General features: G+C 54.6%; 24 protein-coding genes. 9 read left to right on the top strand and 15 right to left on the bottom strand.

Annotated features, from left to right (window positions below; translation table 11 throughout):
• Positions 1 to 59: 59 nt before the first annotated feature.
• Positions 60 to 1,076 (bottom strand): UDP-glucose 4-epimerase GalE, encoded by a 1,017-nt coding sequence (galE, locus tag ACYZUD_RS00350; protein ID WP_462022081.1) that lies wholly within the window; start codon positions 1,074 to 1,076, stop codon positions 60 to 62.
• A 332-nt stretch (positions 1,077 to 1,408) separates the two neighbouring features.
• On the opposite strand from galE, the gene galU reads away from it, so the two are divergent.
• Together galU and ACYZUD_RS00340 are read left to right on the top strand one after the other, a co-directional pair.
• A complete protein-coding gene (gene galU, locus ACYZUD_RS00345; RefSeq protein WP_462022080.1) occupies positions 1,409 to 2,242 on the top strand; it encodes a UTP--glucose-1-phosphate uridylyltransferase GalU in 834 nt (277 codons plus the stop codon).
• 57 nt (positions 2,243 to 2,299) lie between these two features.
• Entirely contained in the window at positions 2,300 to 2,707 is a 408-nt protein-coding gene (locus ACYZUD_RS00340; protein ID WP_462022079.1) for a mannose-1-phosphate guanylyltransferase, read from the top strand.
• 4 nt (positions 2,708 to 2,711) lie between these two features.
• Here the strand turns inward: ACYZUD_RS00340 and ACYZUD_RS00335 are convergent, their stop codons facing one another.
• From ACYZUD_RS00335 to ACYZUD_RS00300, 8 genes are all read right to left on the bottom strand, one after another.
• Positions 2,712 to 3,872: an SGNH/GDSL hydrolase family protein gene (locus ACYZUD_RS00335; protein ID WP_462022078.1), complete on the bottom strand. Its 1,161-nt coding sequence runs from the start codon at positions 3,870 to 3,872 to the stop codon at positions 2,712 to 2,714.
• 38 nt (positions 3,873 to 3,910) lie between these two features.
• Positions 3,911 to 4,948: an acyltransferase family protein gene (locus ACYZUD_RS00330; protein WP_462022077.1), complete on the bottom strand. Its 1,038-nt coding sequence runs from the start codon at positions 4,946 to 4,948 to the stop codon at positions 3,911 to 3,913.
• 17 nt (positions 4,949 to 4,965) lie between these two features.
• Positions 4,966 to 6,063, bottom strand: coding sequence for a hypothetical protein (locus tag ACYZUD_RS00325; protein ID WP_462022076.1), 1,098 nt, complete (start codon positions 6,061 to 6,063; stop codon positions 4,966 to 4,968).
• A complete protein-coding gene (locus ACYZUD_RS00320) occupies positions 6,063 to 7,283 on the bottom strand; it encodes an MATE family efflux transporter (RefSeq protein WP_462022075.1) in 1,221 nt (406 codons plus the stop codon). Before ACYZUD_RS00320 ends, ACYZUD_RS00325 begins: the two co-directional genes overlap by 1 nt.
• Positions 7,280 to 8,392 (bottom strand): polysaccharide pyruvyl transferase family protein, encoded by a 1,113-nt coding sequence (locus tag ACYZUD_RS00315; protein WP_462025152.1) that lies wholly within the window; start codon positions 8,390 to 8,392, stop codon positions 7,280 to 7,282. The genes ACYZUD_RS00320 and ACYZUD_RS00315 overlap by 4 nt, the downstream gene beginning before the upstream one ends.
• Before the next feature lie 14 nt (positions 8,393 to 8,406).
• On the bottom strand, positions 8,407 to 9,489 hold the full coding sequence (locus ACYZUD_RS00310; protein ID WP_462022074.1) for a glycosyltransferase: 1,083 nt from the start codon (positions 9,487 to 9,489) through the stop codon (positions 8,407 to 8,409).
• A gap of 104 nt (positions 9,490 to 9,593) precedes the next feature.
• On the bottom strand, positions 9,594 to 11,819 hold the full coding sequence (locus tag ACYZUD_RS00305) for a polysaccharide biosynthesis tyrosine autokinase (protein WP_462025151.1): 2,226 nt from the start codon (positions 11,817 to 11,819) through the stop codon (positions 9,594 to 9,596).
• Positions 11,820 to 11,863: 44 nt separating this feature from the next.
• On the bottom strand, positions 11,864 to 12,304 hold the full coding sequence (locus ACYZUD_RS00300) for a low molecular weight protein-tyrosine-phosphatase (RefSeq protein WP_462022073.1): 441 nt from the start codon (positions 12,302 to 12,304) through the stop codon (positions 11,864 to 11,866).
• Positions 12,305 to 12,632: 328 nt separating this feature from the next.
• Between ACYZUD_RS00300 and ACYZUD_RS00295 the strand changes: the two genes are divergently transcribed.
• Entirely contained in the window at positions 12,633 to 13,604 is a 972-nt protein-coding gene (locus ACYZUD_RS00295) for a glycosyl hydrolase family 5 (protein WP_462022072.1), read from the top strand.
• Positions 13,605 to 13,622: 18 nt separating this feature from the next.
• Here the strand turns inward: ACYZUD_RS00295 and ACYZUD_RS00290 are convergent, their stop codons facing one another.
• Positions 13,623 to 14,006, bottom strand: coding sequence for a hypothetical protein (locus tag ACYZUD_RS00290; protein WP_462022071.1), 384 nt, complete (start codon positions 14,004 to 14,006; stop codon positions 13,623 to 13,625).
• Positions 14,007 to 14,399: 393 nt separating this feature from the next.
• Between ACYZUD_RS00290 and tal the strand changes: the two genes are divergently transcribed.
• Positions 14,400 to 15,326: a transaldolase gene (gene tal, locus ACYZUD_RS00285; protein ID WP_462022070.1), complete on the top strand. Its 927-nt coding sequence runs from the start codon at positions 14,400 to 14,402 to the stop codon at positions 15,324 to 15,326.
• A gap of 179 nt (positions 15,327 to 15,505) precedes the next feature.
• Here the strand turns inward: tal and rssC are convergent, their stop codons facing one another.
• Together rssC and rssB are read right to left on the bottom strand one after the other, a co-directional pair.
• Positions 15,506 to 15,988: an anti-sigma factor antagonist RssC gene (gene rssC / locus ACYZUD_RS00280; RefSeq protein WP_007935262.1), complete on the bottom strand. Its 483-nt coding sequence runs from the start codon at positions 15,986 to 15,988 to the stop codon at positions 15,506 to 15,508.
• Positions 15,988 to 17,169, bottom strand: coding sequence for a two-component system response regulator RssB (gene rssB / locus ACYZUD_RS00275; RefSeq protein WP_462022069.1), 1,182 nt, complete (start codon positions 17,167 to 17,169; stop codon positions 15,988 to 15,990). Before rssB ends, rssC begins: the two co-directional genes overlap by 1 nt.
• A 276-nt stretch (positions 17,170 to 17,445) precedes the next feature.
• Here rssB and ACYZUD_RS00270 point away from each other — a divergent pair, with 276 nt between their 5' ends.
• The gene (locus tag ACYZUD_RS00270; protein WP_462022068.1) at positions 17,446 to 17,745 is read left to right on the top strand and encodes a PilZ domain-containing protein; all 300 of its coding nucleotides are present in this window, start codon (positions 17,446 to 17,448) and stop codon (positions 17,743 to 17,745) included.
• 60 nt (positions 17,746 to 17,805) lie between these two features.
• Here ACYZUD_RS00270 and ACYZUD_RS00265 read toward each other — a convergent pair whose 3' ends face one another.
• The gene (locus tag ACYZUD_RS00265) at positions 17,806 to 18,495 is read right to left on the bottom strand and encodes an MlaA family lipoprotein (RefSeq protein WP_462022067.1); all 690 of its coding nucleotides are present in this window, start codon (positions 18,493 to 18,495) and stop codon (positions 17,806 to 17,808) included.
• Between the two features lie 200 nt (positions 18,496 to 18,695).
• Here ACYZUD_RS00265 and ACYZUD_RS00260 point away from each other — a divergent pair, with 200 nt between their 5' ends.
• Entirely contained in the window at positions 18,696 to 19,316 is a 621-nt protein-coding gene (locus ACYZUD_RS00260; RefSeq protein WP_462022066.1) for an HAD family phosphatase, read from the top strand.
• Between the two features lie 109 nt (positions 19,317 to 19,425).
• Entirely contained in the window at positions 19,426 to 19,689 is a 264-nt protein-coding gene (locus ACYZUD_RS00255) for a DUF4404 family protein (protein ID WP_462022065.1), read from the top strand.
• A 172-nt stretch (positions 19,690 to 19,861) separates the two neighbouring features.
• Here the strand turns inward: ACYZUD_RS00255 and queF are convergent, their stop codons facing one another.
• Together queF and copI are read right to left on the bottom strand one after the other, a co-directional pair.
• Positions 19,862 to 20,692 (bottom strand): NADPH-dependent 7-cyano-7-deazaguanine reductase QueF, encoded by an 831-nt coding sequence (gene queF, locus ACYZUD_RS00250; RefSeq protein ID WP_462022064.1) that lies wholly within the window; start codon positions 20,690 to 20,692, stop codon positions 19,862 to 19,864.
• 61 nt (positions 20,693 to 20,753) lie between these two features.
• On the bottom strand, positions 20,754 to 21,278 hold the full coding sequence (gene copI / locus ACYZUD_RS00245; protein ID WP_462022063.1) for a copper-resistant cuproprotein CopI: 525 nt from the start codon (positions 21,276 to 21,278) through the stop codon (positions 20,754 to 20,756).
• 155 nt (positions 21,279 to 21,433) lie between these two features.
• Here copI and ACYZUD_RS00240 point away from each other — a divergent pair, with 155 nt between their 5' ends.
• Together ACYZUD_RS00240 and ACYZUD_RS00235 are read left to right on the top strand one after the other, a co-directional pair.
• Positions 21,434 to 22,114, top strand: coding sequence for a heavy metal response regulator transcription factor (locus tag ACYZUD_RS00240; RefSeq protein ID WP_462022062.1), 681 nt, complete (start codon positions 21,434 to 21,436; stop codon positions 22,112 to 22,114).
• Entirely contained in the window at positions 22,114 to 23,463 is a 1,350-nt protein-coding gene (locus ACYZUD_RS00235) for a heavy metal sensor histidine kinase (RefSeq protein WP_462022061.1), read from the top strand. Before ACYZUD_RS00240 ends, ACYZUD_RS00235 begins: the two co-directional genes overlap by 1 nt.
• Positions 23,464 to 23,484: the final 21 nt, after the last annotated feature.

Below are 23,484 nucleotides of genomic sequence, written 5' to 3'. Positions count from 1 at the left end.
GATGGCCAGTCAATTTTTCCGACGATCTTTAACATTGAGGCCAGATATAACAATCGGTCCTACTCGAGATAGCCTTTCGGATGATTCGATTGCCAACGCCAGGTATCCGCCATCATCTCCTGCAAATTCCGGGTGGCCTTCCAGCCCAACTCCTTTGCCGCTTTGGAGGGATCCGCCCAACACTCGGCGACATCACCCGAGCGACGCGGCATCATGCGATAAGGCACCGGTCGCCCCGACGCCTGCTCGAATGCCCGCAGTACCTCCAGAACGCTATAACCGTCTCCCGTGCCCAGGTTCCAGATGTTGATCCCGGTGCGCACAGAGATCGATTGCAACGCTTTGAGATGCCCGTCAGCCAGATCCACGACGTGAATGTAGTCGCGCACTCCGGTGCCATCGACGGTGGGGTAATCGTCACCAAATATCGACAGTTCCTGCAGACTGCCCACGGCAACCTGGCTGATATAGGGCACGAGGTTATTGGGAATCCCGTTGGGATCTTCACCCATAAGCCCACTGGCGTGAGCGCCGATCGGATTGAAATACCGCAACAGCGCAATGCTCCAGCGCGGCTCTGCCGCACACAGATCATGCAGCACGTTTTCTATGAACAGCTTGGATTGCCCGTAAGGGTTGGTGGGCGTGCCCGTTGGAAAATCTTCACGAATCGGCATCTGCTCAGGTGCGCCGTACACCGTGGCCGATGAACTGAACACCAGCCTGAATACGCCGGCTGTGGCCATCGCCTGACAGAGCGCAATGCTCCCGCAAACGTTGGATTCGTAATACTCGAGCGGCTTGCGAACGCTCTCGCCTACGGCCTTGAGCCCGGCAAAATGCAGGACGGCATCAATTGAATGTTCCTGAAAAATCCGATCCAGCAAGGCTCTGTCGCACACATCCCCATGAATCAATAAGGCCGCTTTTCCGCAGATGGACTCAACCGCATCCAATGAAGCGTCAGAGCTATTGCAAAGGTTGTCCAGCACAACTACATCAAAGCCCGCTTCGAGCAATGCAAGTGTTGTGTGCGAACCGATATAACCGGTTCCACCCGTTACCAGAATCTTCATAGAGCGGTCCATAGTGGGGTATTGAAGTACTAAATAGCGTGTATATATCCGGCGTCCCGCCTGAAACTATTCACGCAAGCCACGAATTGATACCCACTACTTATTAGCACTTTGAAAAAACCGACACTACCGATAGAGCCCGACTAAAATTAACCAATTACAGACAGGCCAGACAACTAATAACATTCATCTCATTCTGCACCGGTTGATAATTGCAACCTACAACACATCTGGGGTATTAAAGTACAAACGTAGTAATACATCGAATATCACAGCCCGTGTAGACACTGTCTTCTACTTGGCTGTGAACAATGACTTTCCAGGATATTTCTATGATTCGTAAATGCTTGTTCCCCGCCGCCGGTTATGGCACGCGTTTCTTGCCTGCTACTAAAGCGATGCCGAAGGAAATGCTGCCGATCGTCAACAAGCCTTTGATCCAGTATGCCGTCGAAGAGGCGCGGGACGCCGGGTTGCAGCACATGGCAATCGTTACCGGTCGGGGCAAACGGGCACTGGAAGACCATTTCGATATCAGCTATGAACTGGAACATCAGATTCGCGGCACCGAGAAGGAAAAGTTTCTGGCCGGCACCCGAGAGCTGATCGAGACCTGCACCTTCGCCTACACCCGTCAGGTGGAAATGAAGGGCCTGGGGCACGCGATTCTCAGTGGTCGCCCTTTGATCGGTGACGAACCTTTTGCCGTGGTGTTGGCCGATGACTTGTGCCTGAACCTGCAAGGTGACGGCGTGCTTGCGCAGATGATCAAGCTCTACAAGAAATTTCGCTGCTCGATCGTGGCCATTCAGGAAGTACCCCGTGACCAGACTCACAAATACGGCGTGATCGCCGGCGAACTTATTTCCGAAGGGATCTACCGGGTCAACAGCATGGTTGAGAAGCCTGCCCCTGAAGACGCACCGTCCAATATGGCGATCATTGGCCGGTACATTCTGACCCCCGACATCTTTGATCTGATCGCCGACACCCCACCCGGCAAGGGCGGCGAAATCCAGATTACCGACGCGCTCATGAAGCAGGCGAAAAATGGCTGCGTGCTGGCCTACAAGTTCGAAGGCCTGCGCTTTGATTGCGGTGGTGCAGAAGGCTACATCGACGCGACCAACTTTTGTTATGAGCAGTTGTATCTCAAGGGCCTTTAATACTCAGCGCTCTTTCCCCGGAGCCGTCGTCAAACTCTTTCATTCAGGCAGACTACTATGACCACTGCAAAACACCCGGTAGACATCGAACTGAAAGCGAGCAACTTCGGGGTAATGGCCTGGCTGTCGAAAGACCCGTCGTTGTCCTCCAACGCTGCCGCCTGGCTGGGCACAACCCTGCTGGTAGAGCGTATCGGGGTGTTCCCCTCTTCGGGCGATATTCATCGCCGGGTCAGAGACCCGCTCTCCTTTCTCGCCCATCTGAAAAGCCTGTACGCCCACCAGGCTCTGGATGTCGATGAGCGCGACGGGCTTAAAGTGATGTTCAACAATTGGCGATTCCGGGTTCGCATCCGCGGTAGCGACCCGGCTATTGTCATCAATGTTGAAACGCGCTGTGATCCCGAGCTGATGCCTCTCAAAACTGCAGAGTTGCTGGGCCAACTGGAACACTTCGAACGGTGAGCGGTTATTTCAAAGCGGCACCGCATTCACCCTGGGCCGATACCGCACTGACCCCGCCGACGGTCAGACGATAGAAATAATCCGCGATCAGCCGACCTCCCGAACCCGGGATGGGATGTATTTTGTCCGGGCCGATCATCGGGGTCGGTCCGTCACTGGCATAACGCTTGAAGTCGGGGCCGAACGTGCACTGCAAACTCGAATAGGCGATGTTCTCAGAGCGTGCCCAAGGTTCAAGCACCTGAGCATAATCGGACATTGGATAGGCACTGGACCGAGTCGTGTCCTGACGCATGATCACATTGATGCTCGCCGCCGGATCAATCTCGCGGACCATCCGCACCAGTCCTTTAATGTTCTCCAGATAATCCCTTGGCTTGACGCCAAAACCCTGGTCATTCCCACCTAACATAATCAGGTAAACGTCTGCGGGTATCTTTGAAACGACCGCTTTCCACCGGGCCTGCCATTGGCTGTCGCTTTTATAAAAGTCACCTGAGGCGGCACCTGAAGCAGCAAGTTTGGAAACCCTGACGCCGCCACGGTTATTGGCCAGCCACACGCCAAACAACGTGGGCGCCCCCTTTACCACTTCAAGCCTTAACGCCCAATCAGCACCGTCCGGCACGCCGGACAGTTCCACCTCCTGCACACCCGACCCGGCAATCGTCAACGGATGCCACGTACCTGAAGGTGTCCACCTGTACCGCAACTCATTGGTTTTGCCGTTCCCCAGGTAGAGTAATTTGGCGTGGGCAATGGATGTATCGATGGCCGGCGTTTCGTTCGAATCTACTTCAAGATAAGCACCCACCTGCCCGGTAACGGTGCGACTGTCCGGACTCGCTTGTCCAAGACCGGAAACGTCCCAATCCCCTCCGAAGTATTTTTTACTGCTACGGGTGTACTTGAAATTCGTACCACCGAGCGCGGCGCCGTGGTTGAACCCGACATAGCCAGGCCCGGCGAAACCATAATCTTTCGCCAGGCGCTGAGTGAGGTCATTCAGATAAAAATCCTGCCCGGCGCTATAGCTGTCACCAATCACCGAGATGGCCAGCACTTCCCCCGCTTTACCCTTGCGCAGTTCGGCAAGCCGTTCGCGGGAGCTTCTCACTTCGATAACCGGAGCCGGAACGGGACGCACATCATCGACATAGACCATTGGCTCATCCGCCTATCAGAAAACCACTGAACCGGCGCTCAGGATTGAGACACCTTAAGCGCTGGCCCTGGGGGCTTTTTACTGGTCGCACGCTCGCCCAAAAACAGAGTAGAAGTGATGGCGAAACGGCTGAAAATATTCGAAAGCACCACCGGGCCCAACAATCCGCACAGCACCCCGCCGCCGATCAGGACGCTTTCATCGGTCACGCCCAAACGACCTAACGCGAACCGTGAGCTGGCAGCGAACAGCACGTGAAAGAGGAAAATCGCGTAGGAATGTCCCCCCAGCCAGATCAGCGATTTCGAGCGCATGTCACTCGACAGTAACGCGACGCAGGAAATACAGCCAACGAGCAAGCCGACAAGGCTTCTGCGATCGACGATGAGTTCGCGATCCACAGCCGCAATATAGAGCAGAGCGACCGATATCAAGACAAACACGACCGGTCCGATCACTTTAAGCGACTGCTTTATGGCACTGACCTTCTCGTGACAAATCATCCCTGTCACGAAAAAAGGCAGCAAATAGATGGCGCCATTGATGCCAAACGCATCGACCGGAAAGGACGGCAACAAGAACACAATCGCCGAAAACAAAAACAACAGATACAGCCGCGTCGCCGTCTGCAACAGACCGCGCCACTGAAGAAAACCGACAAACATGAAGATGATAAAAACCGCCTGCAAAAACCAGAAATGGTTAACCGGCACATAAAACGACAGCAAGGCATCGGTTAAACCGAGATCCTTGTTAACACCTGGCCCCACAACCTGCAGCACCGAAAATGGAATACCGACAAAAAACAAGGGCACGATCAACCTTCTCACCTTGCCAACAACGTAAGCGGAAAAGTCATTGCCTCTGATTTTGTAAATGGAATAGATGTAACCCGAGATAAAGGTGAACAACGGCATCCGGACATACACCATCGAATCGGCCAGGACTCGATAAGGTGACCCCAGGTCTATTTTCAGTCCGCCCCCCAACGGCCCTATCACGTGATAAAGCACCAGCAGGAGACACGCCAGACCTCGCAGTGTTTCTATTTCCAACGACTTTTTCTTGCTTTGCATGGAACACAAACCTCAGTTCAAGATGCCTGGTTCAACCCACTCAGGTTTTTTGCGCGTAACTGCAACCCCAGCCCCAGAAACAGCACCGGCACCACCATGGAAAAATGTCGTGCAAAAGAGCCGAAGTCAGGCTCGAACAGGCCCTGCACCAATAAAAAGGACAGTGGGATAGCGATAAGCTCTTTAACTTTCGGCTCGATGATTGCGCCCTTGTAGTCACTGGACGTCATCATTTTGAACATCAGTAACGAGGTCATCATCATCAGGACGACAAATATGATCTGACCCAGGCCGGAGAGCAGTATCAGTTCCACCGGGAAAGACAGCCTGAAAAAGATGCTCATCGAATCCACGGCCTGCGAGACGAAATCGCCGCCGCTGATCCACGACACGATCAATGACTTTGATCCCTCCTCACCCAACGTGCGCTGTTCATTGTTACTGGCTCGAATGGACGAAACCGAATAGCCGACCACCAATTGAATCGCGGTTGCGATCGCCAGATAGAACATGAACAACATCAGGAAAAAACTGAAACGTGACACACGCTTTTTCATGACGCACACGCCGACCCAGACCAACGAGAACAATATCCAGTAAGGCCGAATCAGCACGCCGTAAAACAGCGCCGAAAGGAAAAAGCCCGCTCTGTATCGTGTCGAAAATGAAAAAACCAGAATGGCGATCACTGCCACCGAAACAATAATTTCCTTGGTCAGGTTATCGAGAAAAAACGACCTGACGACACCCCACAGGCACAAGGTCAGAAAAATCGTTATCGGTATTCTTCTGAAGATAAAGATGGGAATGGAGGTCAGAAACAGGTTGCACAGCATCCCGTAGGCCCACGCATTGTCCAGGTTGATACCTGTGGGGCGCAGCAGGTAGGCGGAGCATTCGTAAGAAGACCGATCGGGAGAAAAGGGATTCCAGAAATTGCAGTTGTCGGAGCGAGCGTATGACGACCACAACGTCATCGCATCAGGGCCCGGATCTCGGTGCATCAGCAGCGGCATCGCAATGGACAGAAAAAGACCGCACATCAAAATCAGGAATGAGATGGACGAGTCCAGTTTTCTGCCGCGAAATTCTATGGAGGGCAGTGATAGAGCCATTACGCGGTCACCTTCGACCGGGCAAACCTGGTCAGCAACGCAATAACGACTAACTGCACCGTAATCGAGAAGACATTCCCCCACGCGGCGCCATAAATTGAATAGTGTTTGATAAGCACGTAACTGACCGGCAATGAAATCGCCAGGCAAATAGCCGCACTGGCTAACGAGACCCGACTATTCTTCGCGGCAATCAAACCTCCCCAGACGATGTCGCCGACAGCGCGAAGGGTAAACGAGAAAATCAGAATGGATAAAATCCTGTTATCCGGGCGCGGGACTGCCGCCTCGACATAATCAAGCAGGATGTTAAAGAAGGCATAAATCAAGACCGCAACCGCACCGGAAACAACGAGGGAACGCAGCACCCATTGATTCAGGAATAGTTGCCGGACAGTCAGTGCCTGCGGGTCATCCTTGTAGCGTTTGGCGAGCACCGGGATGGCAACGACCGCAACCACCGCGTATGACAGCGCTTGCAAAGTGTTGGCGGCAGACCAGGAATACACGTACTTGCCAAGGCTTGCGTAGGGTTCAATGTCCAGAATGAGAAAACGCTCGGCGTACTGACTCAATGCAATCAGGCCGCCTCCCAGATAAAAGGGCAGCCCTGCTCTCCAGACAGAAACCGTGGTGACGGCACTGACTTCCCGTCCCTTATGAACATTAACCACAATAAGGTAGCCGGCGATGATCACCAGGAGATTGGTGACCACCCACATCCAAAGAACACTGGCGATGGTGGACACCACGCCCGCCATGAGTCCTCCCACGGCAATGAGCGCCCAGAGGCCGGTTTTTATGAAGAACAACAACGCGCCCCAGTTGGCTTTTTGTGCCGAGAAAACAAACGAGTTTATTTCGAAGGAGAGATGCTCGGTGAGCAACAGAAGCGTGACGCACGCGATCAGCGCGGCGCCCGCCTCTACATCGCTGATGAGTGAGTAGAGTGCGACCGTCACCACCGATAACAACAAACCGACGGCCAGGTACAAGGCCAGTACTTTATCGACAACAAGTCGCGAACTGCCCCTGACGCTGATCAACCGGTTGATTTCAGAACTGAACCCGACACTGTAAAACTTTGAGGCTATCAAGGAGGCGGCCACCACTACGCCGTAAAAGCCCAATGCGTCATAACCCAGGTAATGGGTGATGGCCAGCACCAGCAAAAACTTTGCGCCTAATGCACCTCCCCGCAGCAACAACCGAAATATCATCGAACAATCCCTTTGATGATATTGTCCATCAGCGCCGTTTTGCCTTCTATTTCTTTGCAGGTATCCGTTAGTTTCTTACCAAATCTGGATAAAGCGTTCGGGGCATATACGGTATTGATGATGTAATCGACGTCGATGTCTCCACCGTTTATTACCCAGTCTTCCACACCCATATCCTGATACGCACCAAAGCCTTTGCGCTCATAACTGATATGAAAAGCAGGTACTCCGGCGAGGAGCGATTCAATGGCCCCATGCAGTCTTACGGAAATAACCAGATCAGGCCGATACTTCGACAGTGTCGCCTTCAGCGGCAGCAGATCCTCGGTAATGCCCAGCTCCCGGTAAAAAGCCCCGTCATCGTTGCCACGGACGGCACTTTGTACAGCGCAGACCACTTTGCTCTTTGCCCTTAATCTCATCAACAGCAGCTTCAGGTTGGCAACGTAGGCAACTTTCTTTTCTTTAGTCCATTCCGGTGGCTTGCGTAAAACAACGCACACCACGGAGGGCGAGGATGCACAGCGGGTGAACTTGGGTTGCACCAGTATCTTTTTCGCTAACGCCTGGACCGCCAGGTCCGGCGCTCGATAAACATTTTCATTGGAGTTGAAAATAGCCGCCGACCGATTGTCCCTGACAAATACCGCATCGGCACTGGCGTAGTGCCCTACGATTTTGCTGCTCTCGCCGTGGAACGGGCCAATACTTTGAGGGAGGTAAACGGAGGGCACCTTACTCAAAATGGCCGTTTCGAGCTGTTTGGCATGACCCAGCTTCAGCTTGATATGTTCGAAGGCACTTTTTGACCTCATGTACCCACCGCCGACCCCGACAATCAGATCACTCGTGCGCAAGAGATCCGCGAGCCCCACATAAGACTGGTTAAGGAAAACAGCCTCCTTGACTCTGCCCAATCCTTTGGCTGCCATGACCGGTGCGCCATACCGCTTATGAGGAAGATAACTAAATGATTTAGGGTCAGACGCAACTACGTTAATTAAAGTGTCAGCACCAAAGTTTCGCTGCACCAAGGCGATTGCCAAGTCGACGAGAAGGCCATCACCCGAGTTGGACGCACTGTAGCCATGCAAAATAGTTACGTTCATCATTTGATTTCTACTTAATAAGTTTGAGCGGAATACACGTCATAGGTTTGCTGAATCATCAAAGTCGCACTGAAACGCTCACGCACCACCTTGCGACTTTCGGCCCCAAGATCCAGCAACGTTTGCTTCTTGATATTCACCAATATGTTTGCCAGCGCCTGGTGATCACCCGTCGAGAAGATGTAGCCCGTGACATCGTGCGTCACCAACTCAGGGAGCGAGGTGCAATCACTGGCAATAACGGGCAATCCCATGGCCATTCCCTCAAGGGGAACCATGGCAAAGCCTTCCCAGCGACTGGGAACAATCAAGGCGTCCGCCGTTTTGTAGAGGTCATTTACTTCGCTGGGGGTCACCCAAGGCAGGTATTCAACCGCCTCGATGACGGGGCACTCTACCTGGTCCTCATTGACAGCACTTCCAACGATGGTGAGTTTCAGGTCGGTTCGCCCGACTTCAGCGAACGCCTTCAGCAAAACATCAAAGCCTTTCTGGTAGTCCAGTCGGCCCACATATAAAAGATGGATGCCCGAGTTTTCACTGCACCTGCTCTCATCGCTCTTATAATGAATGCCGTTGTAGATCAGCTTCATGCGATGACGATCGATACCAAAGGAAGCGGCCTTGTCCAGTTCGTACTGACTGACACAGATAATGACATCCGTGACCTTCTGTAAAAGCCGCTCAACCAGCGAATACACTTTTTGTTTGGCTGGAGAACTCTCCATCAAAAAAGAAAATGCGTGTGGGCAGTACACCACTTTAGGTGACCGCCAAGGGCGCATGACCAGACACACACATCGACCAATCACACCGGAGAACGTGCTGTGCAAGTGCACGACATCCGGTTTTTCCTTGAAGATCACACGGGCCATTTGCCAGGCAAACCGCAAGAGGGATACCACGTCCCTCTTCGTCCTTGAGAAGGTTCTGATGCTTTGTTCATCAATACCGTGCAACTCTTTCCTCTGGTCGAACGGGATCAAATAAACAAGTTCATACTGTAGAGCATCACCTTCAGGGGGGGTCGATATTGTGCGAATGACGGTCGCAACCCCACCTTTTATAGTTTCTGCCACGTGTAGTATTTTTTTCACAATCCACCTATCTCCTTGAACATAGTCGCAGGCAAATCAAAGCCGAGAGTGATTTCGTGTCATCAACCACTCTCGACCTGATTACCCGGCAGATAGAACTCGCATCACGACTTGTCAGAGGCGTATTCATAGTTGTAATAGCCATAACTGCCATTACCGTAATAGCTGGATGCTCGCTTCTCGACGCCGTTAAAAATAGCGCCCTTCAACTCGATACCATTCTGAGCGAATCGCCGAATGGTCAATTCAATCTCTTTGGCAGGATTTACACCAAAGCGCGTCACAATCAGATTAATGGCTGCTTCACGCCCCACAATGGCAGCATCCGTCACTGCCAAAAGTGGTGGTGTGTCGATAATGACCACATCGTAAAGTTCACTAAGCTCTGCCAGTAGTTCTCTGAAATTGACGTGCATCAACAGCTCTGACGGATTAGGAGGCACCTGTCCCCGACTGATGAAATGCAGATTCTCGACCTCGATCTTATTGACCGCCTGCTCAATGCTGCACCGCTTGACCAATAGATCTGACAAGCCATTGCTGACAGGGGTGCCCAAGGTTTTATGCAGATGACCTTTACGCATATCGGCATCGATCAGCACGACCCTTTGCCCGCTTTGAGCAATGACGGCAGCCAGGTTCGAGGAAACGAAGGTTTTGCCTACTTGTGGGCTCGGACCGGAAATCATGATTCGGTTGTTGGTTGCATCCAGCCCGGCAAAATGCAAACAGGTTCGCAGGCTGCGTATCGATTCAATAGACAGGTCAGTGGGGTTACGCAGTGCCAAGAGAGACGCCTGGCTGTCGGAAACGTCGTCCAACCGGACTTTTTTATCCTGCTCTTGTTGCAAAGCGCTGTAGGGAACAGACGCATAGACGGGCAGCCCAAGTTGCTCGATGGCTTCCGGCCCTTCGAGTCCCCGACTCAGTGATTTACCCACTAACACCAGGGCAACACCGACAAATCCACCCAGGAAGGTCGCAATAAGAACAATCAGGGCTTTGCGTGGTTTGATTGGCGTTGTCATGTCGACATCCGCCGTGTCGATCAACCGCGCGTTGCCGACCGCCCCTGCCCTGACGATGTCCAGCTCCTGGGATTTATTCAGCAACTGGGTATAGATCTGTGTCGCCACTTCCACATCACGGGTCAGGTTCAACAACTCCTGTTGTGTCGCCGGAAGCCCCTGGACCTTTTTCTCCAACCCTTGGCGCTGGTTGTTCAAATCACCCATCTGCGCCATCAAGGCGCGGTAGGACGGGTGCTCTCTGGTGAACTTGCGATCCATGTCCGCTTGCTGGAGTTTTAACTCGGAGATGCGCGTATCCAGGGTCACTATCTGTTCCAGGACAGACTTGGTCTCGAGTGAGATATTTACTGTATTGCCGCGGGTTTGATAGCTGTTCAGCGCATTGCTGGCTTTGACCAGATCGTCTTTGACTTGAGGGAGCTGTGCTTGCAGGAAATCCAGACTCTGGGCCGCTTCGGCAGAGGTGCGTTGCACATTCTGCTGCACATAAAGTGTCGAGATCTTGTTCAGGATCTTCACCGCCAGGGAGTAGTCGGTGCTGGCCAGGGCCAGGCTTATAATGCCCGACTCTTTACCTTGCTCGGAAACATCAAGAGCGTCCTGGTAGTTCTGAATGGTGACAATTCGCGGGTTGCGAACCACTTCGAATTGAGTGCCCGGGTTCGCGGCCATGTTCGCGATGAGCACCTCGACGCCATTCTCTGCGACTGCTTCGCCTGTGACTCCATCGACCAGCAAGCCGCCGTTGTCATCGAAGAGTTTGAATCGATGCTGCTCCGCAGCAACCAGCGTCAATTTTTTACCGAGCAGTTCATCAGGCAAATTGAGCGTGGCGATATCCAGACGCTCACCGCCCCAGGCATAACTGTTCATGCCAAAGTGAGGAGGTGAAACACTGTCGACGGAAGTGCCTTTATAACGTCTTGCAAGAAAACCGCCCACAACGGGAAACGTGTTAGGCGTTATCACAATATCAAGATGTAGATCATCGACTGTTTTACCGATGACCGCGCGGGACTTGATAATACCGATCTCGGTAGCCGCCGGAGATTGCCCACCGAGCATGCTGCTGATATCCGAGAAGCCCAACATATCGTTCTTTTTCGGCTCGACCTGAACCAAAGCGTTCGCCAAATACACCGGCGGCGACAGAATCGAATACGCTGCGCCTGTCACCATGAACGCACCGGTAATGGCGCCTATTAACCATTTATGATCAAGCAACGTACCTAATAGACCGAGAAGATCAATCTCGTCTTTATCTTTTTCCTGGGCATTGACTACTGACGGTAACTGCATAATGTCTATTCTTTTACCATTATTACTAATCTGAAAATCATCCATCAACGTCCGAGGTGCTGTGCCCATGAGCAAACAGCATCTTCGATCAATGCATGGGCATGGACAAAAGCAGCTTTTCCTTGACGATACGGGTCCTTTATTTCGCGTTCACTCTGCCACTTCCCCAGAAGAAACACTTTGCCCCTCGCGTGTGATGCAATCCTTAGCACGCCTTTTACATGCTCTTTTTCCATGACCAGAATGAGGTCTGATTCATTAACAATGGCTGGAGTGATCTGCCGCGCGGTAAACCCTTGGGCAACGTGACCATGCTCCTCAAGAACCACGCGTGCATTTGGCTCGATAGACTCGCCCACTCGCGCGTCCAGGCCCGCAGAAGTAACCACGACATCTGAAGACTCCAGCGCGTTGCGCAGCAACAGTTCCGCGGTTGGACTTCGACAAATATTGCCAACGCAGACGACAAGTATTTTTCTGAACAAGGCTACTCTTCCCGTGTTGTGTCGAATCGTCCAATGTGTCGCAGGGATATGAGTGAACCGATAGCGTCGGCCCCGCATTCAGAGATGGATCAATCTTGGAAATACAAGTGTATTAAGTACCACGACACACAAAAAACGCCCAACCAGAATAACCGGACCAAAAATAACACTGGCACATCGACAGTTATTTGCCAGACAAAAAATAACAGTGGATCACTTGGAGTATTACTCCTATAGGATTGAGCACATCGCCGTGTTTACTGGCCAATACCATTTTCACCATGACTCATGCACGGACGGCACATTTGACTCAGCAGGAACGCCAGACATGACCTCAACGCGATTTAGACTTCTCACCGTTTCAACACTGCTCATCATCAGCCCCTTCAATCACGCTCACGCTGACAGCGTCTTTCCAGTGCTGGCTACAGACAACAAGACAATAGGCGTTCAGGTAAAAATACAAAATTTCTCTGCCTCAGACGCCCAACAGATCAAAGCCTCAGGGTTCGGATTCGTGCGTTTTGGCGTCTGGACGAACAGCTTGAACAGTTCGGCGTATCACAACCAGATCAATGAAGCCTTTGCGGCCGCCAAATCCGCCGATCTACCGGTATTGATGACCGTCCGTTCAACCAAGGCGTTAACCAGCAAAACGAAAAACAGTGGCAGTGATCTCATCGCCGCAGGACAGACGTTCGCCAACTCAGTCATCGATCTGGAAAACACATACAGCACGCAGCTTGTAGCCATTGAAATATGGAATGAACCTGACTTGCCAAAATACTGGCCAACCCAGGACTTTGAAGTAACGTTTGCTCCTTTCATGAGTACAGTGTGCGAGGCGTTACAAAAACGAGAACGTTCCACACCACTGATCGGGTTCGGCTTCGCACGGGCGCCAACCAAAGACTCCAAGGCAGCAGTAGCACTGACTAAAATCATCACTGATCACCCGCAATGCCTGAGTGCCGTCTCCTATCATCCCTATGGCATGTCGAGCACTGAGATAAGCAGCGCCCAAGCATTTATACTTGATAACTTCCATGTCCCTGGTGTCATTACTGAGTGGGGAGTGCCGTCGCTCAGTTCCATCGGAGGAGTAACCGGACAAGCAATAAGAGTCAAAAAATTCGTTACAGACATCAAAACCCTGAATATACCGCTCACGTCCCTTTACGAATGGAAAAACAGCGACTCAGGAAGTAACGACCGCGAGAAAAGCTTTGGACTCATCACATCCGATGGCAAATCCAAACCGGCGCAAACCGCCGTCAAGACGTTACTGAAGATGCAGTAGCTTATGACCAGCTCGCAGTTAATGGAGAGGTTTACTCATAAACTCTGAATAACTCGCGGCGTCCATTGCCAACGACGCCTCTACCAAAACTTCCAATAATACGGCTTGCGCCTCAAAGCGCAGGTCGTTCTTTAACTTCTGCGAATCGTTCATTTGGTCAGTCAATGCGCGAGTGACCTGATAGGGAGTGCTGTATCTCACTCGACCTAGCCAGCCGGAAATTTTCTTTGCGGCTTTAACCTGCCCCAACTCGAGCATACCCGCCATGTTATCCGGGTAGTTTCTTTTTGAAACTTCGAGCAGCTCTTCAAACACCTCCGTCAGTTTCTTTAAGACATAACGGAGAACAAGGTCATCGAAAGCCTCCCCAACCCCGGACACCCGCCTTCCCTGTGAAGTCATCTTCCCATCCAGTACATACATTATCATCAGTACATTACACGCCATCCGAAGTTCATTATTTGACATATTCTAACGGTTAAATTCGACTCGACCGGGCCCGGTAGCTTTTCCGTTCATGCACGCAATGCATGATACTCATCGACCATTGAGAACAATCAGTGCCCCCCGTACACCTATCTATCAAGCAGACGGTGGAGTTGCAGGAGTGGCGTCAACGGTCAGTTGCTTTGAACCTGTGCTCCGTTTTGGCATCCTACTTACCGATACCGCGCCCCGCCTTTCAAACAGCCGTTTTCAGGTTGTTGCCGCTGGGGCCATCGATACACGTACGCGCCCTTGAGTGGCTGTCAGCGCTCGGGTAATGTCATCAGACCCATAGGACAGAGCACGCCCATGACTTCCAAGCTGGAACAACTCAAACAAATGACCACCGTGGTTGCCGACACCGGCGACTTCGAAGCTATCGCTCGCGTTAAACCCGTGGACGCAACCACCAACCCTTCCCTGCTGCTCAAAGCGGCGGCCATTCCCGGTTATGCCGAGTTGCTGAACGCTTGCGTCAGCGACTGCAAGGGCGATGTCGGCCTGGCCAGCGACCGTTTTGGTGTCGCGGTAGGGCAAGAAATTCTGAAAGTGATCCCTGGCCGTATTTCCACCGAAGTGGATGCGCGCCTGTCGTTCGACACTGACGCTGTATTGAAGCGTGCGCACCGTCTGATCGAGCTGTACGAAAAGGCTGGTATTGGCCGTGACCGCGTGCTGATCAAGATCGCTTCCACCTGGGAAGGCATCCGCGCCGCCGAGATCCTGGAAAAAGAAGGCATCCAGACCAACCTGACGCTGCTGTTCTCGTTCGCTCAGGCTGCCGCTTGTGCTGATGCGGGTGTGTTCCTGATTTCGCCGTTCGTGGGCCGTATCTACGACTGGTACAAGAAGGCCAACGGTAACGATTACACCGGCGCGGATGATCCGGGCGTGCAGTCGGTGACGCGCATCTACAACTACTACAAGGCCAACGACTACAAGACTGTGGTCATGGGCGCGAGCTTCCGTAACCTGAATCAGATCGAGCAACTGGCCGGTTGTGACCGCTTGACCATCAGCCCGGATCTGCTGGAGAAGCTGGCGGCGGATACTGGCAAGCTGGAGCGTAAACTGGCACCGGGTCATGCCGGTGAAGCGCGCTTGAGCTTGAATGAAGCGCAGTTCCGTTGGTTATCCAACGAGGATGCGATGGCGACCGAGAAGCTGGCTGAGGGTATTCGTCAGTTTGCTCGCGACCAGGAAAAACTCGAAGCATTGCTGCAAGCCAAGCTCTGATCCACCAGGAGCAAACGCAAAAAGGGCGAACCTTGACAGGTTCGCCCTTTTTTACGCTTTGAATCTGGGTGTTTGTTATGACGCCTTCGCGAGCAGGCTCGCTCCCACAAGTGCTCTGGGTGCGGCATTCAACTCGGAGCTACTCGAGGCGCCCGGATAGGCGCCGCCTGGTCAGAGGATCAGTGACGCTCCAGCGCATTCACCAGATCATGGAACGCTTCACGATTGGAATCGTTCAAGCCCATGAGGATCTTGTGTGCTTCGAGCACTTTGATCCGCACCACTTCTTCGGACTGGTCCTGGTCTGGCAGGTCGGTCAGGCACTCAGGACAAGGGATCGGGCGGTCAACGATGTTGAACACTTGCTCGAAGCCCATGGACTGCAACAGACGGGTGATGTCTTCGTGGGTGGTGACGACGGTCGGCAGCAGGCCGACCTTTTGCCGCGACAGGATCGACAGCTTGGCCAGCAGGCCAAGGGTGGTGCTGTCGATGCTGCGGGTTTCGGTCAGGTCGATCACGATCGCGTTGAAGTTCAACGCCGTGAAGATCCGCTCAATAGTCGCATCCAACGCCGAACACAGGGTCAGGCGAACTTCACCGACGAACTTCAGGACGAAGGTGCCGTCCTGCTCGGCGAACTGGATTCTACCGGTACTCATTAAAGATTCCTGCTCAACACCAACAGGGCGATATCATCCGGCATCTCCCCTAGCGTGGCCAATCCAAAAACCTGCCGCAGACCATCCAGGCTGCCGCCCGCTGCCTTCACCCGTTGCGGTAAAGCAGCTTCTTTCTCTTTGAGTGTGGGTTCTGGCAAAAGGTCCAGAATGCCATCAGACATCAGCGTCAGGCTGAACGTCGGCGGCAGTTCCAGCACGTGGTCTTCGTAGGTGGCTTCGTTGAAGAGGCCCACCGGCAGACCGCGCCCTTCCAGATAACGAACACTGTCTGGCGTGTACAACACAGGCAACGGCAAATGACCGCCGATGCTATAGGTCAACAAACCTGTCTCCTCGTCGATGACTCCACCGACCATTGTGACGTGTTTACCCAGCTTACAACTGATCAGGCCCCGGTTGATATGACCAAGGACCTCTGAAGGCTTGAATTCCGGCAATGTGCCGCTGCGCTTGGATTCAAACAGCAAGCGCGTGGTCATGAACTTCAACAGCACGGTCACGAAGGCTGATGAGGCGCCATGACCGGAAACGTCCGCCAGGTAGAAGGCTACCCGACGCTCGTCGACCCGAAAGTAGTCGACGAAATCACCCGACAGGTACAGCGACGGGATGATCTGGTGAGCAAACTTGAACTCGTCGATGCTCCAGGGGCTGACCGGCAGCATGTTCATCTGCACCTGGCGACCGGCGTTCTGGTCTTCCTGGAGCAGGTTCAGGCTGGCTTCGAGCTCGCGGTTGGCCTTTTCCAGCTTCTCGCGGTAGCGCTGGTTTTCCAGCAGCAGGCGCGCGCGATCCAGGGCCCGGCGCACAGAGTGCTCGAGCACGGCCAGATCTTCGAGAGGCTTGATCAGGTAGTCCGCCGCGCCCAGGCGCAGGGCCTCGACCGCGTCGTTCATCACGCCAGCGCCTGAAACCACGATGACCGGGGTTTGCGGCGACAGCTCGGTGACCTGACGGATAAGTTCGAGTCCGCCCATCTGCGGCATGCGCAGATCGCAGATGACCAAGTCGGGCTTGTCTTGCTCGAATACCTGAAGACCCTGCTGGCCATTGCTGGCCTGCAAGACGCTGAAACCACTGTCTTCCAAATAGGCGGCGAGGCTCGCGCGCACTACTTCGTCATCATCGATTATCAGCAGCGTGGCACTGGTTTTTGGCATGTGGGCAAACGGCGCCAGAATTAGGTTGGCGTAGCAGGCAGGGGTTTTGTCCCGGCTCACACTACTGGATTCGCTTTCTAGCCTCTCTGTCGCACCGCTTTCGAGCATTCGCCCTACTCACAGGCACACCAGAGGTGCCCTTCTAAGGCGCAGACGGTACTCCCATCCGCGGGGCGTTTCAAGCTCACGCCGATGGTCGCTTGACGTCTTTACTTGTCAAATCGCCGGGAGTTATAAGAACAGGCAAAACCGTAACCCAATGGAAGGATGAAGCCCATGAGTCAAACCGATCGGGACTACAGCGAAAAGCGTGATTTCATCCGCATGCGGGTCGATGCCGATGTCGCGCTGATTCATGAAGGCGACGAGGTTGCAGCTGTCTGCATCGACCTTTCCAGCAGTGGCATGCAGGTTGAGGCACCTCGATTGTTCAAGGTCGGTGACCGGCTGAGCGTGCGGATAGATTCCGATCATGCGGCGCTGAAAGGGCTTGAGGCTGACACCGAGGTGGTATGGGTGAAAGAACAGGACGGCAGCAGTCAGAAACTCGGCCTTACAATCTTGAAGATGAAATAACCGGATCCAAAAATAAAGAAGGCGGCCAATCGGCCGCCTTCTTCGTTTTACCGGTCGACGTTAAAAATCGTCTTCAACCTGGCCGTCCTTCACTTTGAACTCGCGGTTCTGCAAGTACGCATTGCGAATGAAGACGTACTTGTCGCCGCTGATGAGCTTCTCGCTCGACAGGAGGCTGGCGCGGGTGTCGACGATGTTCAGACCGAAGATCGAGTTACGCACGGGCACATCGTTGATGTAGCGATACGGGCTGGTGTAGCTGTCGACATACTTGGATGGCGCATCACGCAAGGTGCTTGGCCCCAGCAACGGCAACATCACGTATGGACCGCTTCCTACACCCCAGTAGCCCAGCGTCTGACCGAAATCTTCATCACTACGTTGCAGGCCCATGTGGGTGCCCACGTCGAAGAAACCCAGCAGGCCGAAAGTGGTGTTGAAGATCAGGCGCGCGGTATCGACGCCAGCGGCGGCCGGTTTGGCCTGCAGGATATTGTTGGCGAGGTTGGTGACATCACCGACGTTGCGGAACATGTTGTGGATGCCGTCTTCAAGAAACTGCGGCGTCACGAACTGATAACCCTGAGCCAAAGGCTTCAGTGCATAGGTGTCGACCACATCGTTAAACTTGTAGATCGGGCGGTTGATGCTTTCCCAAGGATCTTCTTCCGTGGCTGCCTGGGCAACAAACGGAACCAGCAGCACGCTGGCGCATACACAAAGCTGAGCTAGATGATTGCTCCAGCGCATAGAAAACTCCTTGGATTTGTACTGGCGCGGGCCCTTGGCCCAAGCGTTAAGCTGGCTAGTATAAGACGGAAAAGCGGCTTTAGGCAGCATCGTGCGCTGTAGCCTACGGATGATTCGTCATGACTGTGAGCGATTCACATCAGTGTCACTCAACTGTCACCGGCGGCGCATAGCCTTGTCACTATTTCAGGGACGCTGACATGCCGCACGCCGAAACCTTGCCCCTCGCTGCACCCAGCCTGACCGCCGTACTGTTCGGCCTCAGCGGTTGCCTGGTGGATTTCGGCGCTCGCACGCACCAGCACGGCGCCCAGGCTGCCGAGCACGCCGAGGTCACACCCGGCGCGCTGGACAGCCTGTGCAGCTTGCAGCAACAGCAAATTCCCTGTGCCTGGCTCGATGAATTGCCCCCGGGCCTCAGCCATTCCCTGGCCGTCGCCTTGCCGGAATGGATCAAACCTTCGCAACACCCCGCAACAATCAATCCATGGCCGGCACCCAATGCCTGCTGGCAAGCGTTGATGGCATTGAACGTCGAGCGCCTGGATGGTTGCGTGCTGGTGAGCGGCGAACCGCGCTTACTGCAATCGGGTCTGAACGCCGGGTTGTGGACAATTGGCCTGGCGTCCTGCGGCTCGCTCTGCGGGCTGGCGCCCAACGAATGGCACGCCTTGAGCCAGAAGGAACGCGAACACTTGCGCGGCAAAGCAACGGTGCAGTTGTTCAGTCTGGGCGTGCATTCGGTGATCGATCACCTCGGTGAACTCGACACCTGCCTGGCCGACATCAGCCTGCGCCGGCTCAAGGGCGAAAAGCCCTGATCGAGATCATGCAGGTTGCGCGGGAGTGGATTAATCTAAAGGTCAGCCATAGACCTTTGGCGTGCCGCTGCGGTCTATGCCAGTGCCTATCGATAAAAGGAAGAACGCCATGCCTGCCCGCGAACTGCAAGAACAGCTCAATACTCTGCGCGAGCAATTGGAACAGAATCCGCCACTGTCCGAAGTCGAGCGCGAAGACCTGCACACGCTGATGCAACAGATCGAACTCGAAATCGAGCTCGAAACCAAAACCCAGGACTCCAGCCTCGCTGACGGCGTAAACCTGGCCGTCGAACGCTTCGAACTCGAACACCCTGCCATTGCCGGCACCTTGCGCAACATCGTGTTGACCCTGGGCAACATGGGCATCTGAACCCGCCGGATACAAAAAAGCCCTGCTATCAATAGCGGGGCTTTTTATTTCGTACAGCCTGAAATGCAACTCCCTGTGGGAGCGAGCCTGCTCGCGATGAGGCCAGCACATTCAACATTGATGCTGTTTGACACCCCGCCATCGCGAGCAGGCTCGCTCCCACATTAGATCTTCATTGGCGGACCAGTCGGTGGTTCTGCAGTTGAACGGTTTCAGTGCTGCGATACGGGTTGATGTCCAGCCCACCACGGCGCACATACCGTGCATACACCGTCAGTTTCTCCGGTTTCAGCAACCGCTGCAGGTCAAGGAAGATCCGCTCCACGCACTGCTCATGGAAGTCCGAGTGTTGACGGAAGCTCACGATGTATTCCAGCAAACTCGCGTGATCCAGCGCCGCCCCCCGATACTCCACCGCCACACTGCCCCAGTCCGGCTGGCTGGTCACCGGGCAGTTGGATTTGAGCAAATGACTGTGCACGCTCTCCTCGACAATGCGCGATTCATCGCAACGCAGCAGCTCCGGACGCGGATGCTCGTAGTTGCTGACGCTGATGTCCAGATCATCGATACACACGCCCGGCAACGCCACGACGCCTTCAACCTCAACGTCTTTGAGACTGCGAATCCGCACGCCGACCGGTTTGCCGGCAGCGGCGGACAGGTCTTTCACCAGCGTCGCTTCAAGGCTCGCGGTGTCGGCAAACGGTGTCTGATTCAGCGAGTTCAGATACAGCTTGAACGACTTGGATTCGATGATGTTCGGTGAATCCGCCGGGATGCTGAATTCGCCAATCGCCACCACGGGCTTGCCGGACGGCAACAGCCACGACAGCTCGAAGCAGTTCCAGAAGTCCACGCCTTTATAGGGCAGGGTTTCAGCCGTCAGGCCCAGTTCGGCCCATTTCGCGGTGCGCGGGATCGGGAACAGCAAGGACGGCGTGTACGTGGCGATGTATTCGCTGGATTTACCCAGCGGCGAGTGTTCGGCTGCGGGATGCATGGCGGAAACCTGACTGAAGAATCAGCGGATTCTACCAGCCTTTGCTCCCGCCTTAGAGTGCTTACTGACTGACTGTCAGTTTACCGACCATGCCAGCCTGATAGTGGCCGGGAATATTGCAGGCAAACTCCAGGATGGTGGCCTTGGTGAAGGTCCAGGTCAGCTCGGCGGTTTTACCCGGTTCAACGAGGACGCTATTCGGATCGTCGTGTTTCATCATTCCGTGATCCATGCCAGCCATCGAACCGTGGTCCATTTCCTTCATGCCTGTAGGCGTCAACATGCCACTCTGCTGCATCTTCATCATTTCCTGCTGATGTTTTGCATGCATCGCCGCGTCGCCGAGGTTGAATTCGTGCAGCAACTGACCTTTATTCACCAGCACGAAGCGAATCGTCTCACCGGCCTTGATATCGATGGCTTTGGGGGTAAACGACATGTCGCCCATCACCACTTCGACGCTACGGGTAGCCTTGGCGGCCGGGGCCGGTTGACCGAAGTCGTAGCTATGCGCCGGCGATGCCCACACAGGTGAACTCAGCGCCAACAAACACGCGGCCAGCACCAGAGGTTTGCGCAAAAACATAGTCGTACTCCAACAAGATAAGGTTCAGCGTGTGGAAAACTCTAAACTGTTGCCACTGCCTGCAACCTGACAGCCAGATTACAACTTTGTCAGGTTGGCCTGTACTCACGCTGCCCACGGTATAAAGCGTTCGTTCCATTTGCCACGAGTCGCCCATGAAACTGCTGATCGTCGAAGACCAACCCAAAACCGGCCATTACCTGCGCCAGGGCCTGACCGAGGCCGGGTTCAACACCGAACTGGTGGCCGATGGCAGCACCGGGCAGCAACTGGCGCTGAGCGGCGACTACGCCTTGTTGATTCTCGATGTGATGCTGCCCGGTCGCGATGGCTGGCAGATTCTGCAAGCAGTGCGCAGTGCAGGCCTCGACACGCCGGTACTGTTTCTGACCGCAAGAGACGCCGTGGAGGACAGGGTTCACGGCCTCGAACTGGGCGCCGACGACTATCTGGTCAAGCCTTTCGCCTTCTCCGAGCTGCTGGCCCGGGTCCGCAGTTTGTTGCGTCGCGGCAGCGCCACGCCGCAGGAGACCAGTTTGCAGCTGGCAGATCTGCGGCTGGATCTGATCCGCCGCCGCGTCGAGCGCAATGGCCAGCGCATCGACCTGACCGCCAAGGAGTTCGCCCTGCTGGAAATGCTCCTGCGACGTCAGGGCGAAGTGCTGCCCAAGTCGCTGATCGCTTCCCAGGTCTGGGACATGAATTTCGACAGCGACACCAATGTCATCGAAGTGGCTATCCGCCGGCTGCGCCTGAAAATCGACGATGAGTTCCCGAATAAGTTGATTCACACCGTGCGCGGCATGGGTTACGTCCTCGAAGAGCGCCCCGCCTGATGCGCCGGCTTTCGTTAAGCAGCCGCCTGGCGTTGCTGTTTGCCGCTTGCACTGCGGTGGTTTCATTGTTCGCCGGGGTGCTGTTCAGCCGCGCCAGTGAGGCGCACTTTGTGGAGCTTGATCAGCAGCTGCTGGACGGTAAGTTGATTGGTTTGCGTCGGGCGCTTCACGACATTCAATCGAGCGAAAGCAAAGTCAAACTGGCGGACGAGTTGAGCCGGCAAGCCGATCTTTCAGTGAGAATCACTGGCAGCGACGGCCAGCGCTGGTATGACAGCTCGGTGCGCCTGCCCGATAAGCTCCCGCAAAAACCGGGTCTGTCGACGATCAGCGACGATGGCACCGACTACCGAGTCCTGAATGCGCCGTTGTTTGTCGACAAGCCGAATTCACCGCAATTGACCTTGCTGCTGGATATCACCCATCACCAGCACTTTCTACAACGCATGCAGCACCTGATCTGGCTGACCGTCGGTTTGTCAGCCCTGGCCACCGCCCTGCTCGGCGCCTGGGCGGCGCGCAGCGGCTTGCGTCCGTTGCGGCGCATGAGTGCGGTCGCCAGCGGTGTTTCGGCGCAATCGCTCAACGCACGCCTGCCCGAAGCGGACATGCCGCCAGAGCTCGCGGAAATGGCCCACAACTTCAACGCCATGCTCGGACGCCTCGACGACTCCTTTCAACGGCTCTCGGCCTTCTCCGCCGACATCGCCCATGAGTTGCGCACACCGCTGTCGAACCTGCTGACCCACACTCAGGTCACCCTCACCCGCCCACGCCCCATCGAGGACTACCGCGAAGCGCTGCACAGCAACCTCGAAGAACTGCAATGGATGGCGCAACTGGTCAACGACATGCTGTACCTGGCCAAGGCTGACCACGGGTTGTTGATGCCCAAGCGTGAACCGCTGGAACTGGCGGAAGAAGCGGATCTGTTACTGGAGTTTTTCGCGCCACTGGCCGAGGAAGCCCGGGTGGCGTTGAGTCGTGAGGGAAATGCGCACATGGAGGGCGATCGCAGCATGTTGCGTCGGGCGCTTTCCAATTTGCTGGACAATGCGCTGCGGTTTGCGCCGGCGCACGGCGAAGTGCGGGTAAAGATCGTTGAGCAGCCCAATAGCCTGAGCTTGAGTATCGAAAACACCGGGGACGGGATTTCGCAAGACTTGCTACCGCGGTTGTTTGACCGTTTTTATCGAGCCGATCCGGCGCGCCGTGAAGGCAGTAGCGAGCATGCGGGGTTGGGATTGGCGATCACCCAGTCGATCATCCGCGCCCATGGCGGGCAGATTCGTTGCGAATCGGACAACAGGTGGACGCGGTTTGTGATTGAGTTACCGAAGGGGGATTGAGGCCGGCAAGGCCGGCCCCAT

Source organism: Pseudomonas sp. XS1P51 (genome assembly GCF_054897845.1).
This window is presented reverse-complemented; position numbering and strand designations above follow the sequence as displayed.

What these genes read in the sequence shown, in the direction of transcription:
- galE (WP_462022081.1), bottom strand. Translation starts at nt 1,076, where the DNA reads ATGAAGATTCTGGTAACGGGTGGAACCGGTTATATCGGTTCGCACACA.
- galU (WP_462022080.1), top strand. Translation starts at nt 1,409, where the DNA reads ATGATTCGTAAATGCTTGTTCCCCGCCGCCGGTTATGGCACGCGTTTC.
- ACYZUD_RS00340 (WP_462022079.1), top strand. Translation starts at nt 2,300, where the DNA reads ATGACCACTGCAAAACACCCGGTAGACATCGAACTGAAAGCGAGCAAC.
- ACYZUD_RS00335 (WP_462022078.1), bottom strand. Translation starts at nt 3,872, where the DNA reads ATGGTCTATGTCGATGATGTGCGTCCCGTTCCGGCTCCGGTTATCGAA.
- ACYZUD_RS00330 (WP_462022077.1), bottom strand. Translation starts at nt 4,948, where the DNA reads ATGCAAAGCAAGAAAAAGTCGTTGGAAATAGAAACACTGCGAGGTCTG.
- ACYZUD_RS00325 (WP_462022076.1), bottom strand. Translation starts at nt 6,063, where the DNA reads ATGGCTCTATCACTGCCCTCCATAGAATTTCGCGGCAGAAAACTGGAC.
- ACYZUD_RS00320 (WP_462022075.1), bottom strand. Translation starts at nt 7,283, where the DNA reads ATGATATTTCGGTTGTTGCTGCGGGGAGGTGCATTAGGCGCAAAGTTT.
- ACYZUD_RS00315 (WP_462025152.1), bottom strand. Translation starts at nt 8,392, where the DNA reads ATGAACGTAACTATTTTGCATGGCTACAGTGCGTCCAACTCGGGTGAT.
- ACYZUD_RS00305 (WP_462025151.1), bottom strand. Translation starts at nt 11,819, where the DNA reads ATGCAGTTACCGTCAGTAGTCAATGCCCAGGAAAAAGATAAAGACGAG.
- ACYZUD_RS00295 (WP_462022072.1), top strand. Translation starts at nt 12,633, where the DNA reads ATGACCTCAACGCGATTTAGACTTCTCACCGTTTCAACACTGCTCATC.
- ACYZUD_RS00290 (WP_462022071.1), bottom strand. Translation starts at nt 14,006, where the DNA reads ATGACTTCACAGGGAAGGCGGGTGTCCGGGGTTGGGGAGGCTTTCGAT.
- tal (WP_462022070.1), top strand. Translation starts at nt 14,400, where the DNA reads ATGACTTCCAAGCTGGAACAACTCAAACAAATGACCACCGTGGTTGCC.
- rssC (WP_007935262.1), bottom strand. Translation starts at nt 15,988, where the DNA reads ATGAGTACCGGTAGAATCCAGTTCGCCGAGCAGGACGGCACCTTCGTC.
- rssB (WP_462022069.1), bottom strand. Translation starts at nt 17,169, where the DNA reads ATGCCAAAAACCAGTGCCACGCTGCTGATAATCGATGATGACGAAGTA.
- ACYZUD_RS00270 (WP_462022068.1), top strand. Translation starts at nt 17,446, where the DNA reads ATGAGTCAAACCGATCGGGACTACAGCGAAAAGCGTGATTTCATCCGC.
- ACYZUD_RS00265 (WP_462022067.1), bottom strand. Translation starts at nt 18,495, where the DNA reads ATGCGCTGGAGCAATCATCTAGCTCAGCTTTGTGTATGCGCCAGCGTG.
- ACYZUD_RS00260 (WP_462022066.1), top strand. Translation starts at nt 18,696, where the DNA reads ATGCCGCACGCCGAAACCTTGCCCCTCGCTGCACCCAGCCTGACCGCC.
- ACYZUD_RS00255 (WP_462022065.1), top strand. Translation starts at nt 19,426, where the DNA reads ATGCCTGCCCGCGAACTGCAAGAACAGCTCAATACTCTGCGCGAGCAA.
- queF (WP_462022064.1), bottom strand. Translation starts at nt 20,692, where the DNA reads ATGCATCCCGCAGCCGAACACTCGCCGCTGGGTAAATCCAGCGAATAC.
- copI (WP_462022063.1), bottom strand. Translation starts at nt 21,278, where the DNA reads ATGTTTTTGCGCAAACCTCTGGTGCTGGCCGCGTGTTTGTTGGCGCTG.
- ACYZUD_RS00240 (WP_462022062.1), top strand. Translation starts at nt 21,434, where the DNA reads ATGAAACTGCTGATCGTCGAAGACCAACCCAAAACCGGCCATTACCTG.
- ACYZUD_RS00235 (WP_462022061.1), top strand. Translation starts at nt 22,114, where the DNA reads ATGCGCCGGCTTTCGTTAAGCAGCCGCCTGGCGTTGCTGTTTGCCGCT.